The organism is Parasediminibacterium schistidii (genome assembly GCF_046546515.1).
In the GTDB taxonomy this organism is placed as follows: Bacteria; Bacteroidota; Bacteroidia; order Chitinophagales; family Chitinophagaceae; genus Parasediminibacterium.
Window position 1 is genome coordinate 19,233 of the sequence record NZ_JBKHKJ010000039.1, and the last position, 13,553, is coordinate 32,785.

At 40.3% G+C, this 13,553-nt stretch carries 11 protein-coding genes; 6 read left to right on the top strand and 5 right to left on the bottom strand.

Going from position 1 to position 13,553, the window contains the following annotated elements:
- Window positions 1-60: 60 nt before the first annotated feature.
- The 5 genes from ACHFIY_RS17265 to ACHFIY_RS17285 all read left to right on the top strand — a co-directional run bounded on the left by ACHFIY_RS17265 (window position 61) and on the right by ACHFIY_RS17285 (window position 4,600).
- On the top strand, window positions 61-381 hold the full coding sequence (locus tag ACHFIY_RS17265; RefSeq protein WP_410847370.1) for a nucleotidyltransferase domain-containing protein: 321 nt from the start codon (window positions 61-63) through the stop codon (window positions 379-381).
- 46 nt (window positions 382-427) lie between these two features.
- Complete coding sequence (gene odhB, locus ACHFIY_RS17270; protein WP_410847371.1) at window positions 428-1,654, top strand: 2-oxoglutarate dehydrogenase complex dihydrolipoyllysine-residue succinyltransferase; 1,227 nt, start codon at window positions 428-430, stop codon at window positions 1,652-1,654.
- Window positions 1,655-1,895: 241 nt separating this feature from the next.
- Entirely contained in the window at window positions 1,896-2,915 is a 1,020-nt protein-coding gene (locus ACHFIY_RS17275; RefSeq protein WP_410847372.1) for a DHH family phosphoesterase, read from the top strand.
- Window positions 2,916-2,983: 68 nt separating this feature from the next.
- Window positions 2,984-3,913: an FKBP-type peptidyl-prolyl cis-trans isomerase gene (locus ACHFIY_RS17280; protein ID WP_410847373.1), complete on the top strand. Its 930-nt coding sequence runs from the start codon at window positions 2,984-2,986 to the stop codon at window positions 3,911-3,913.
- A gap of 75 nt (window positions 3,914-3,988) precedes the next feature.
- A complete protein-coding gene (locus ACHFIY_RS17285; RefSeq protein ID WP_410847374.1) occupies window positions 3,989-4,600 on the top strand; it encodes an FMN-binding negative transcriptional regulator in 612 nt (203 codons plus the stop codon).
- A gap of 270 nt (window positions 4,601-4,870) precedes the next feature.
- Here the strand turns inward: ACHFIY_RS17285 and ACHFIY_RS17290 are convergent, their stop codons facing one another.
- The 5 genes from ACHFIY_RS17290 to ACHFIY_RS17310 all read right to left on the bottom strand — a co-directional run bounded on the left by ACHFIY_RS17290 (window position 4,871) and on the right by ACHFIY_RS17310 (window position 9,883).
- On the bottom strand, window positions 4,871-6,391 hold the full coding sequence (locus ACHFIY_RS17290; RefSeq protein WP_410847375.1) for a sigma-54-dependent transcriptional regulator: 1,521 nt from the start codon (window positions 6,389-6,391) through the stop codon (window positions 4,871-4,873).
- 263 nt (window positions 6,392-6,654) lie between these two features.
- Window positions 6,655-7,098, bottom strand: a complete 444-nt coding sequence (locus ACHFIY_RS17295) for a helix-turn-helix domain-containing protein (protein WP_410847376.1) — start codon at window positions 7,096-7,098, stop codon at window positions 6,655-6,657.
- 117 nt (window positions 7,099-7,215) lie between these two features.
- Window positions 7,216-7,860 carry a hypothetical protein gene (locus tag ACHFIY_RS17300; protein WP_410847377.1) on the bottom strand — a complete coding sequence of 215 codons (645 nt, stop codon included), beginning with the start codon at window positions 7,858-7,860 and terminating at the stop codon, window positions 7,216-7,218.
- A 47-nt stretch (window positions 7,861-7,907) separates the two neighbouring features.
- A complete protein-coding gene (locus ACHFIY_RS17305; RefSeq protein WP_410847378.1) occupies window positions 7,908-8,153 on the bottom strand; it encodes an acyl carrier protein in 246 nt (81 codons plus the stop codon).
- Window positions 8,154-8,191: 38 nt separating this feature from the next.
- On the bottom strand, window positions 8,192-9,883 hold the full coding sequence (locus ACHFIY_RS17310) for an outer membrane beta-barrel protein (protein ID WP_410847379.1): 1,692 nt from the start codon (window positions 9,881-9,883) through the stop codon (window positions 8,192-8,194).
- 1,053 nt (window positions 9,884-10,936) lie between these two features.
- On the opposite strand from ACHFIY_RS17310, the gene ACHFIY_RS17315 reads away from it, so the two are divergent.
- Entirely contained in the window at window positions 10,937-13,324 is a 2,388-nt protein-coding gene (locus tag ACHFIY_RS17315; RefSeq protein ID WP_410847380.1) for a heavy metal translocating P-type ATPase, read from the top strand.
- The last annotated feature ends 229 nt before the right edge of the window (window positions 13,325-13,553 follow it).

Here is a 13,553-nt window from a genome sequence, read left to right on the forward strand (position 1 = left end):
GTTACTTTGAGTCTTTGTGCCATTGTGGCAAATATCAACTGATTAGTAACAAGTAATTTTATGGACGCTAAAACGCAACATATTATTGACGAAGTAAAAAAAGTAGTTTTGTCTTTTGACGAAAACAGCAAGTTGGTATTGTTTGGTTCCCGGGCAAGGGGCGATTTCCATGAAGAAAGCGACTGGGATTTTTTGATGCTTACTTCTTTAGATGCTGGTTGGGGCTTAAGAATGAATATATCGGATAAAATATTTAAAATAGAATTGGAAGAAAACACTTGCATACAGGTGATGGTGAGGAATGAAAAAGAATGGGAAGAAGGCTTGTACACGGTGATGCCTATTTATAAAAACATAAAAAACGAAGGCATTACTTTATGAATTAACCAAATAATAAAAACACAGTAAACATAAGAAACAACATTTTATGATTGATATTAAAGTACCCGCAGTAGGCGAATCGATTAGCGAAGTTACCCTTCTGAAATGGACAAAAAAAGAAGGGCAATATGTAGATCGCGACGACATTATTGCAGAATTGGAAAGTGAAAAAGCCACTTTTGAGGTAAATGCTGAAAAAGCAGGCGTATTGAAGTATTTAGCGAATGAAGGCGACACCATCTTGATTGGCTCTATACTTGCACAGATTGACGAAACAGCAACCAAGCCAGATGCAACAGCGGCTCCTGCAAAAGCAGCACCAGCCCCTATTGCTGCTCCAGTTGCTACTAGCCCTATCGCACCTGTTGCCCCTGCGGCAGCCGATGTAAAAGCATCGCCAGTGGCTTCTGCTATTATTGCTGACAAAAAAGTAGATACAGCCTCTATCACCCCGTCTGGTGCTGGTGGCAAAATAATGAAAAGCGATGTGCTGGACGCATTGGCAAACCCTGGCAAAAAAGCATTTGGCGGCAACCAATTGTTTACAAGGAACGTGCGGGTTGAAAAAATGAGCAACCTACGCAAAACCATTAGCCGCAGGCTGGTAGAAGCAAAAAACACTACTGCTATGCTTACCACTTTCAACGAAGTGGACATGGGCAAAATAATGGAAGTGCGCAAGCAGTACAAGGATAAGTTTAAAGAATTGCATGGCGTGAACCTTGGTTTCATGAGCTTTTTTGCAAAAGCATGTGCTATTGCTTTGAGCGAATGGCCTGCTGTAAATGCGTATATTGATGGGGATAATTTTGAATACCACGATTATGCGGACATTAGCATTGCCGTAAGCACGCCACGGGGCTTAACTGTTCCCGTTATCCGGAATGTGGAAAGCCTTAGCATGGCTGAAATTGAAAAAACAGTTGTAGTGCTTGCCGGAAAAGCAAGGGACAGCAAATTAACCGCAGAAGATTTGCAAGGCGGCACATTTACCATTACAAACGGTGGGGTATTTGGAAGTTTGATGAGCACGCCTATCATCAATATACCACAAAGTGCCATACTGGGTATGCACAAAATACAAGACCGGGCAATGGTGATTGATGGCAAAGTAGAAATAAGGCCAATGATGTACCTAGCCCTAAGCTATGACCACCGTGTGATTGACGGCAGAGAAAGCGTAAGTTTCTTGGTAAGGGTAAAAGAATTGTTGGAAACCCCTGCATTATTGTTGTTTGGGAAAGATCCTGTAAAGTCTTTATTGGAATTGTAAAATAAAAAGTTACTACTTAGGTGCAAGTATGGTTAATCTGCCACGAAGGCACGAAGACACAAAGATGCACAAAGGTTTAAAGGAAGAAGAAGAAAAGAAGAAGAAGAAGATTTATATTATCAATATCTTTTTAAGTTTTTTTCTTTGCGCCTCTTCTTTATTCACTTTGTGTTATTTTGAGCCTTTGTGCCTTTTTGGCTAAATAAACCAATTTTTTCTGTTTCAGCTTAAAACTGCACTTTTGCAGCCTTATATGCAATCTATAGAACATTTTTACCCATTGTTGAGCAAACCTTCAAACATTGTGGTTACTTGCCATCAGAAACCAGATGGCGATGCAATGGGCAGCTCCTTGGGGCTTTACCATTTCCTTACATTGCTCAACCATCAGGTTACGGTTATCTCACCCACAAATTGGGCCGATTTTTTAAATTGGATGCCGGGCGTAGGCTCAGTATTGAACTATGAATCAAACAAGCAGAAAGCACAGGAAATAATTGATTGTGCCGACATACTATTTTGCCTTGACTTTAATATACTGCATCGCACAAAGCATTTAGAAAAACCGTTGACGGATGCCAAGTGCATAAAAGTATTAATTGACCACCATGAGCAGCCACAAGAAGAAGCATTTGACTATGGCGTTAGTAACACGGCCAAAAGCAGCACTTGCGAAATGGTATATGATTTCATCATGACATCTGGTTACGGCAATTTACTAAACATTGACATAGCTACGTGTTTATATACAGGCGTTATGACAGACACAGGTTCTTTCCGCTTCCCTTCTACAACGGCTTCTGTGCACCGCATGGTTGCTAATTTGAAAGACCTAGGCTTGCAACATTCTGACATACATAGCAATATTTTTGATTGCTCATTAGAAAACAAGCTACGCTTTACAGGCTTTGCCTTGGTGAACAGGATGGAAGTATTATACGAATATAATACCGCCTTGATGCACGTATACAGCCAAGACATTAAACGTTTTGATATTAAAACAGGGGATACGGAAGGACTGGTCAATTACCTGTTAACCATCAAAGGCATTAGGTTTGGGGCAATTGTAATGGACAGGGACGAAGAAAGGAAATGGAGTTTCAGGAGCAAAGGCAATTTTGACGTGAATACTTTTGCGCGCAAGCATTTTGAAGGTGGTGGGCATTTTAACGCAGCTGGAGGCGGAAGCAAAGCAACGGTGGATGAAACCGTAAAGAAATTCAAACAAGTATTGCCTGACTATTATCAACAATTAAAATAAATAACAGTTTTTTTTTACATAACTACCAGCAGGATGGTAGGCAAATTTCAATTTTTTAAACAACAATAATGAAACAAGTAACAACAGTTTTAGCAATTGCCTTACTAATGGCGAGTTGCAACCAATTTGACAAATCGAAGTCTGGGATGCCTTATAAAATAACAAAAGGCGGTAACAGCACCCTATTGAAAAACGGGCAATTTGTCAAGTTCAATTTAGAGTTTAAGCTAGGTGCCAAAGACTCAATACTTAATAGCTCTTTTGGGCATTTGCCTAATTACATGAAGTATGATTCCGCACAGCTAGGCAAATATAATTTCACAGAAGTATTGCCCAAATGTGCTGTTGGCGACAAGATGGAATTTACCCTAAGCATTGATTCGTTAAAAAGCATGGGCATGATACCTGAGTACAACAAAGTGTTTACAAAAGGTGATGTGATAAAAGGAAAAATGGAAATAATAAGTGTTTTCAGCGATGAAAAGCTAATAGAAGCCGATTACAAAAAAGAAGTTGAGCAAGAAAAGCAAAAAGAAATTAAAGAATTGGAAACCTATATGTCTTCCAAAGGTATCAAAGCACAAAAAACACCAGGCGGTGCTTTTGTGGAAATTAGTACCCCTGGCGATATGACACTAAAAGCAGACAGCGGCAAACAAGCTACCGTTTTGTACAAAGGCTATACAACAGATGGCAAAGTTTTCGACAGTAACATGGACAAACCAGGTATGCCGCCATTTAACGTGGTAGTAGGTGCAAAAAGCGTAATACCGGGCTGGGACGAAGGCCTTCGCTTTTTTGGCAAAGGCACTAAAGGAAGGATACTGGTACCTGCCATGCTAGCTTATGGCCAGCAAGGTGCAGGTGCAGCCATCAAGCCATTTACCAATTTGGTATTTGACGTGCAGGTAGTAGATGTTACCACGCCTCCCCCTCCACCACCTGCAAAACCAAACCCAATGGAAATGCCACAGCAAGCCCCGCCTGCTAAGAAATAATATAGAACTTATAATAAAACAGGAATGGCTAATCTTTTGTAAAAGATTAGCCGTTCCTGTTTTATATTTGAATTTATGTACAACATCCCCTATTTCAAGGCGGGCAACCAAGAAGAGGTACTTGCTTTTATGAAAGCCCATCCATTTATTATGCTTTGTGGCGTTGATGCCAATCAGCACCCCGTGGCTACGCATGTACCTGTTTTGTTTGAAGAACGGGATGGCACGCTTTATTTGCAAGCACACATCATGCGTAAGCAGGAACATACGCTAGCATACCAACAAAACCCAAATGTGTTGGCCATTTTTAGTGGTGCAAATACTTATATAAGCGCAAGCTGGTACACCAACAAAGCAGTTGCCAGTACTTGGAACTATCAGGCTGTACATGCCAAAGGTATTGTTCGTTTTATGGATGAAAATGGGCTGTACCATTTATTAGTGAACCTGACCAACCATTTTGAAGTGACAAACGATAGCCCTGCCTCTGTAAAAAACATCAGCGAAAGCTATATGAAAGACATGATGAAAGCCATTGTTGGTTTTGAGATAGAGATAACAGATATACAGCATGTGTTTAAGCTAAGTCAAAATAGGGATGCCGTTTCTAAAAAGAACATCATTGAAAACCTAATTGAAGGAGACGCACAAGCCAAAGAAATGGCTACCATAATGGATAAAACATAATGGCTGAACCTATATAAAAATGTTTTTTCTTGTAATTTACCATCACATTTTTATCCTATAATTGGTAGCGTTGTTCTTTTTCTTGCTGCCCGCAGTGCTTTTGCTCCTGCTTTTTGGGTTTTGCCAATATAAAGTGCAAACAAAAAGTGCTATCAGGATATTGAATAATATCCTAATGCTATATATTTTAAATACCAAAAAAAATAAACAGTGTTGAATTATAAGCATACGCAAGTATTTTAGGGTGAAGGGACTGTGTGCTGCTACTAATTAAAGTAGATATTTCAAATACAAAAAAGCTATTTTCACTACTATAAAATGCTTTGCAAAAAGCACACAAAATGATTTGATAGGCACTGTAGCATGTGTATGCATTTTTAACAAAACCAGCATCAGCCTTTTCTTTAAAGATTTTGACTGGGCATGGTAGTCTTCAATTTTATATTCTTCCAGTTTCCTGTACAGTGTGGTTATGGCTATGTTCAGCAACCTAGCGGCCTCTGTTTTATTGCCATTAGTGTGCGACAATACTTTTTGGATATGTATTTTTTCTACATTGGCAAGGTCGTAGTCTATCACTCCTTTAGCTGCATACGAGCTTGTTACAGCCGCCAAGCTGTACTGGAATCCAACTGGCAAACTCTCTACCCCTACTTCTTTTGTATCGGTAAGTATAACACTCCGCTCTATTACATTTTTAAGCTCGCGTATATTGCCTTTCCAAGCGTGTTGCTTCAATGCGCCTACAAAACCTTCTGACAAGCAAAGCCCTTTTTTATTTGTTTTTTCTGAAAATATCTTTAGGAAATGGATGGCCAGTTCCTCTATGTCCACCCACCGTTCCCTTAAAGGCGGCAATGCAATTTGAAAAACAGACAAGCGGTAAAAAAGATCCTGCCTAAAATGCCCATTTTCAATTTCTTTCTGCAAATCCCGGTTAGTAGCCGCAATAATCCGAACGTTTATTTTTAACGGTTTGCTTTCGCCTACTTTCAGCAGCTCGCCACTCTCCAGCACGCGCAGCAGTTTTGCTTGCAGTTCCAAAGGCATCTCCCCTATTTCATCTAAAAAAACAGTGCCGTTGTTTGCTTCCTCAAAAATACCTTTCGTGTCTTTTATCGCCCCAGTATATGCCCCGGCTTTATGGCCAAAAAATTCGCTTTCCAGCAATTCTTTACTAAACGCAGAACAGTTTACCGCTATAAAATTGTTTTTGCTGCGGTGGCTGCTGTTGTGTATTGCTTGAGCAAATACTTCCTTGCCAGTACCGGTTTCGCCAGTGAGCAAAACAGTTGCATCAGTAGCGGCTACTTTTTTGGCTGATTCAATGGCTGTTTTAATGGCTGTAGACTTTCCAATTACACTACTAAAAGAATTGCCACCACCTCCTAGTTGTTTTTCTAGCTGGTGTACCTTTTTTGTGAGTGTTACCTTCTCCATGGCACGATAAAGCAGGGGTATTATCTTGTTGTTGTCGTTCCCTTTGGTTATATAATCGAACGCACCATTTTTTATAGCCTGTACCCCATCTGGTATATTGCCGTAGGCCGTGAGCAATATAATTTCTATATCAGGATGTTTTTCTTTTATCGTTTTCGAGAAATCTACCCCGCTCCCATCGGGCAATTTTACATCGCACAGCACCACATCCACATCGCTATGCTCCAGTTTTTTTAAACCCGATTTGCAATCTGCCGCTTGTAAAACCTCAAACCCCTCTAGGCTTATTATTTTGGCAATAAGCGCCCTCAGCTTGCTTTCGTCATCCACTATTAAAATATTTCCGTTCATTTTTTGCTTTTTTGTTTCTTCTAAATCCTCACACGTACAGGTGATTGGGTACAAGCATGAATGGTTATTTTTTGCACGCTTTCAACCCATATTTTGCAGTTGAAGTTTATTGCAAGCACCCACAAACAAGCAAAAGCATTTCTTGTGCTAAGCATTTGCGCAAACAATTGCATATATCAAATTATATGGCTATTAGAAAGCATATCCCAATACCCAAAAACCTAAGAAGGTTTTGGTAAACCTTCTAGGTTTATTGGCTCACATTAGTGTGCAATAGCAGGGTGCAGGCTATCATTTAGTTTTCGCAATTCCTGCAATATTTCTGTAAAAAAGCCACTCAGTTCAATGTCATTTTGTGGATTTTCCTTTTCATGCGCGCTATGTTTTTTTATCCCAGCCCGGGGCAATAACGATTTTAAGGAAGCCTCGCTATATTGTGGCTGCCCCTTTTCATTTTCTTGAATGGAAACTGGCAAAAAATTATTGTGGAATATATTGTCCGTCCTGCTAAACTCGTCAAATATCCAATTGATGTCAATCCCTTTTTTATAGAGGAATTGCAAGTATTCGGTTGGTATAAATTTCCTTTCGCCACGCTCTAGTATGCTAAGGGTTGCCTGGTTGATACCTGATTGTTCCGATGCTTCCCTTTGGCTTAGTGAAAGCAGCCTCCTGGCAATCAATAATTTTTCAAAAAATAACATCATTACTTTTTTTAGGGTTTATGTAACTGTTCTTGGAACGGCGTGTTTGTAACAAGTTGATTTAGTTATAACTTCCCGAAAGTTTAAAACTTTCGGGAAGTTGCTGCATGAGCATAACATTTACATAATAGGCAACAAAGAAGCTGCGTTGTTACTTGCCTGTAAGCCATCTCCCTTTTTTAAAGAAGCCTCGTACACATATTTCACTTTGTATTCTTTTAGCTGACCATCGTAAGCAAATAAGTCTTTGTCAGATTTGAAGAAGGCATCAATATAATAGCGGAACTTATTGTTGCTGGCAAATGCTTGCTTCAAATTTTCCTTGGTAAGTTCCTTTACGCCTTCATTTGCACTTACACTAAAATAATAGTGCGTTTCTTTCTTTACTTCCCCTTTCATGATAGGTGTTTCAGTTAAAACGCTGTACATCAAAAAATCAGGCGTATCTAGTACGGTCAACACTTGGTCGCCAGCAATGCGGTAATCAACGCCATTTTCACGGTAGCCAAAAATGTCGCTTTTCTTGTAAGCGGTTTTTACGCCATTTTCCACTATGTCAATTTTAGATGAACCAAACATGGCGTGCAAAACCAAGTGGTTTTTCCTGTCGTTTACTGACAATGGATGAGATAATTTTTTCTGAGTAAAATCGCTGGCAGTTTCGTAAATGCCGCTTAAAGGCTGAGTAGGTGCTGTTATGTTTGCTTTTGCTGACATTACAACCACCATTGCTGCTAACAAATAGCTTGTTTTTTTACTTTTCATCGTTTTTTATTTTAAAGGGTTAATGAAAAACATTTTGAAGAAGGGGTTTATGCTGCTTCTTTTTGAACAAAGCAGCATAAATCTCCCACTGTAATTATTTTTTCAGCATCTTCATCTGTTATTTTGATGCTGAATGTTTTTTCCACATCAGTTAATATTTCCATTATATCTAGGGAATCTACGGCAAGGTCGTTTGTAAAAGAAGCGGTATCGGCTAGCTGGCTAATAGCCAGCCCCGTTTTATCTTGCAAAAGCACTTTTAATTTTTCCTTTACTTCTTGTTGCTTGTCCATCGTATATAATTTTATGTATTTACTAATGTTTTAAGATTTTAGAAACGTACCATTAATGCTATTATAATACGGTTTTCCTCTTTGCTTAGCCCAGGCATCCAACCACCTTGTGCAGACAAAGGCGGTGCAATAGCCGCCCCACTTGATGTGTAAGCAGAGTAACCTGATCCACCACCATATTGGTAGCCAGTAGGGCCTGTAACGCCGCCATGCCCAGCAAAATAGCCGTCCAAGTCAGTTGACCCTTTAATGCCGTGCATGTCTATTATTTTACGGTGAACATATTCTAGTTTCAATGTAAGGTTTTGATTTACGTCCCACTCAAAGGTTGTAGAACCATCCCAAGCGTTGAAAGTAGATCCCGGACCAGTTTGTTGTTGGAACAATGTATCGGCATATCCTGTAGGTGCAAGTACTAGGTATTGCCCAGGATTGTGCATAAAGCCACCGCCGATAGTCCAGGCAAAGTGGTTGCCAATCCAAATCCTGTTATATGCCATTGCACTGATAAAGTTTTGTGCAGTGGTACCTTTCCTGTGGCCAAAAGGGCTAACATCGTTGCCAAAGGCATCCTTGCCATTTTCTCCGCCAAAGTCGGTAGTAATGCTAAAGGCAGCTTTCTTAATTCCTTTTGCAGCTGGGTTGTTGTAGTATCTATGCAAAAAGCTATAATCTAAGTGGTAACGAATCCTCCCGGGGGCAAGCTGGTCATCTTGGCCATAATAGTTATTAAACACCCAAGCAATCGATTCTTTTGGCCTGTAGTAAATAGAAGCCCCTATACCTGGCGAATGGTTGAAAGTACCATAGCTCTGCCAGCCATTTACCAACCACAACTCCAGTTTCAACCTGTCGGTTGGGAATGTTTGCAACCTTACACCGTTGAAAAACCAAGGGGTATTGTCTGAGGTAAAAGAAGGCTGGTAGCCCCAGTTTTCAAAATTGTTATAAGAAAATAAACCGATATAAGACATGAAAATACCAGCATCCAAATTGATACCATGCCATTTATCCCAGTGGTAGCCTGCATAAGCCTCACTTATGTAACGATAAATGGTTTGCAAATCATATTGCCCTTTGTACGAACTAATGTCATTGCGGGGCACTACAGTAGCACGCGTGCCAAACTGCATCATTACCCGGCCGCGCACATTGCCATAGTGTATGTCGCCCCCCATGCCAGCAAAAGAAAGCTGTAGCTCATTATTCCTAGATACAGCAGTGGAACCAACAACGGTATTGTCAATAGGATCTGCAAAAGAGTAAGAGCTATTCAAATCAAAGGTTACATCGCCAGTGAAATACTTAGAGTCGAATGCGGGTGCACTTGTTTTCCTGCTTTGCCCATTCATCCATGAAAAATCGCCCCAAGCAAAAGGGTCAGCAGAATGAGGTACAGTGTCAGCAAATTTCTTTTTCCTAAAAGAGGATGATACCCCTTTTTCGCTATACCCTACCCTGTAAACTTCATCATTTACTTTGTCGATCTTGCCCACATTTTCAACATCTGCCAAACTAACTTTTTGGACACCTTCAGTAGTTAGCGTTGAAGTTTTAAGCGTTGCAGCAGTACCAACCGCCGAGTTGTTTTTTGCATCATTGATATTGCCCTTTACATTCACATTGGCTTGCGGGCTTAAAGCCGCAACCTGCTTGTCTGTTAAATCCTGACTATTTGCCGCAAATAACATTGCCATAGCCGTGCTAACTGATAGTACTTTTTTCAACATGTTTTTACTTGTTTTTTAGTGTTAAGAAAGAAAAGAAACATAATTGCCTTCAAGCGCTAAACTTTGATCAGGAGCTTAGCTGCCTGCAATTACTTTTCCGTTTTAAACTGGGTTACTATGCTTTTTTGCACTTTTTGAAAATATAAATTGCCCCCTTTTACTTTTATAGTTACTAGGAGCGTATTATTTCGGGCTGTATGATAGCATAATAGCATAGGGTGCATTTGCTTTACTGTTTTTAGGGTGCTTTTTCAAATACTAATTGTTAACCATATCCCAATTACCGAACCAAAGCATTTCAAAAACGAGCAAATGCTTGCCACCAAAGAGTTATCTAAATTTTTATAATATTGAAGCACTATGCGAATGCTTGCATTATGAAAGGGTAAGTCGTAGCGTTTTGATATGGTATTTGTTTTTTATTTGATAAAAAAAGGAAACTATTGGTTTCAAAAAAATAGGTTGTGGTTATTTTGGTTGGACTGTTCAAGTTTCTTTTTTTTGCCTTATAGATAAAAAAAAGCGCTCCTAAAATAACTAGCAAAAAAGCAGACAATTCAAGTACATCGCTAGAAACAGATATTCCTTTCAGTATAGAAAACAAAAAAGTAGTGCTGAAAGACGATGTGCTTTGGACTTGCAGGACGCTACGAAACAGACAGGTAAAAAGTTATGTTTTCCTGCGAAAAGCTTTTTTTTTCACGCAATTCCTGCAAACAACTCCTATTGTAATAATTAATTTGTGATAATTTAATTTATTACTAATTTTTTATTACAATGTTGTAATAAAAATATTGTAATAATCTATTTTATTACAAAAAAATTATTGCAATGGATGAGGCGCAATCATTAGGCCAATTGTTTTGAGGTGGTGAGGCTTGCAAAACGATTATTGAATATATAGCTAGTTTACTTTGATATAGATCAAGTTCCAACTACGAACAGGAAAGGATTCCTGCCCGAGTTGGAACTTAACACCCACCACATGACTTCCGTCATTTATTTGCCCAGCAACCCCCACTACATTGCAGTCAATTATTAATTGGCATCAATATGGCAAAACAATTGGTTACTACTACACATTGCTTCCATTGCGGGGAAGATTGCGAAAGCCCAATACATCAGTACGATAAGGATTTTTGCTGCGAAGGCTGCGCAATGGTATATGGCATCTTGGATAAAAATGGCTTGTGTAACTATTACAACATACAAGAAGCATCGGGCATAAGCGGCAGGAAAAAAGTAAGGAGCGATAAGTTTGAATTCTTAGACGACAAATCTATTGCGGCCTCGCTGGTAAACTATAGCGATGAAACGCACACCCATGTTGCTTTTTACCTGCCCCAAATACATTGCAGCAGTTGTCTGTGGCTGCTGGAAAACCTGCACCAGCTGAACAATGGCGTTATTTCCTGCCATGTGAACTTTGAACGAAAAGAAGCCACCACCATTTTCAGCCCTCACGAAACCAGCTTGCGTGCTGTTGCAGAAACACTTACTTCCATTGGTTACGAGCCGCATATAAGCCTGAAAGATGCAGGCATTTCAAAACCTGCCATTAATAGGTCTAAAATATACAAACTGGGCGTGGCAGGTTTTTGCTTTGCCAATATCATGCTGTTCAGCTTTCCAGAATACCTCGGCATCAAGGGCGTAACCAACCAGTTGGCAAATGTGTTCATGCTTTTCAACCTGCTGCTTAGCCTGCCTGTGTTCTTTTATGCTGCATCTGAATTTTACATCAGCGCATGGAAAGGATTGAAAAATGGGTTCTTAAATATTGACATTCCTATTGTGATTGCTTTGATAGTAACCTATGGCAGGAGTCTCTACGAAATAGCTACCGGTACTGGCAGTGGCTATTTCGATAGTATGAGCGGCATTGTGTTCTTTATGCTGGCTGGCAGGGTATTGCAGGAAAAAACGTATGCTTCCATGAATTTCGAAAGGGATTACACTTCTTATTTCCCCATGGCGGCAACCAAAGTGAAAAATGAACAACATATTACAGTGCCGCTGCAATCAATACAGCTAGACGATACATTACTAATACACAGTCAGGAGTTGATACCAGCCGATGGCATCATTACCCGTGGCAAAGCCCTGATTGACTACAGTTTTGTTACAGGCGAAAGCCAGCCAGTGACCAAAGAAATGGGGGAAATAGTGTATGCGGGCGGTATGCAGATAGGAGCAAATATTGAAATACTGGTGATAAAAGAAGTAGCCCAAAGCTATCTTACAGGCTTGTGGAACAAGGACGAATTTAAAAATGAAAAGAAAGACAAACATTCTTTTGTGCATTTGTTGAGCCGCTATTTTACCTACATCGTTTTTTCAATTGCTGGCTTGGCTGCCTGTTACTGGTGGCTGCACGGTGCGTCAAGGATTATCCCTGCCGTTACTGCCGTGCTTATCATTGCCTGCCCCTGTGCCTTGCTGTTGAGCAACACATTTGCCAATGGCAATATCATCCGCCGCTTGGGCAAAAACAAATTGTATTTGCGCAATGCGCAGGCCATTGAAGAAATTGCAGGTATCAATTCCATTGTTTTTGACAAGACAGGGACCCTTACCGAGAGCGGCAAACAAACAGTATGGTACAAAGGCATCGCATTGAGCCATGCAATAAAAGACAAAGTGGCTTTGCTGGCCTCGCAATCTACCCACCCGCTCAGCAAAGCAGTTGCTGGTTTTTTGGGTTCGCCCGTCCGTGATAAAATCAAAGCCTTTAAAGAAGTAGCCGGGAAAGGGATAGAAGGCATTGTTGATGGCGATTTGATAGCCATTGGCTCGGAAGATTTTATTGGCGTTTTAAAGCAGAACAATGCCACAACTTCTGTATGCTTGTCTGTGGAAGGTCGGTTTCTTGGGCGGTTCCTGTTCAAAAACCATTACCGAAAAGCCGTGCCAGAAATATTCAGGAACTTGCAAAGCAAATATAAGTTGGCCATCATAAGCGGCGACAATGAAAGCGAAAGAAGCTACCTCGAAACCTTGACCTCCAAATCAACCACCATCCTCTTTCACCAAAAACCAGAAGACAAGCTGAAGGCGGTAAAACAGATGCAGCACAGTGGCCAGAAAGTAATGATGCTAGGCGATGGGCTGAACGATGCTGGGGCATTGAAACAGGCAGATGCAGGCATTGCCATCACGGAGGGTTCATGCAACTTTACACCTTCCAGCGATGCAATACTGGAAGCAGGTCAATTGCAGAACTTGGAGAAATTTATCCAACTATGCAAATACAACAAATACATCGTAATCACTGCTTTTATTGCATCTATGTTGTATAACCTTGTAGGGCTTTTTTTCGCAGTGCAAGGAAACCTTTCACCCTTGATTGCAGCCATCCTAATGCCCTGCAGCACCGTCACTATTGTACTGATTACCATTGGTGCTGGTAACTTAGCGGCTTGGCGCATTGGGTTGAAGTAATGTATTTGGGCTAATTAATCGACCTTATGCTGACTAATGAGCGAAGAACGGAGCGAAAGGTATCCGCCAGCAAACCTTATTTTATTTGTATTGTTTTAGGTAGGACTAAGGTGACGTGGACTAACTAGGAAATTTATTTTCCCTTGTACTAATACGGGTTTCTTTTTGGGTTCATCCTTGTATCTTTCATATCAAGAATGATGATTTTTGTAGGTGTTATTTTATAAAA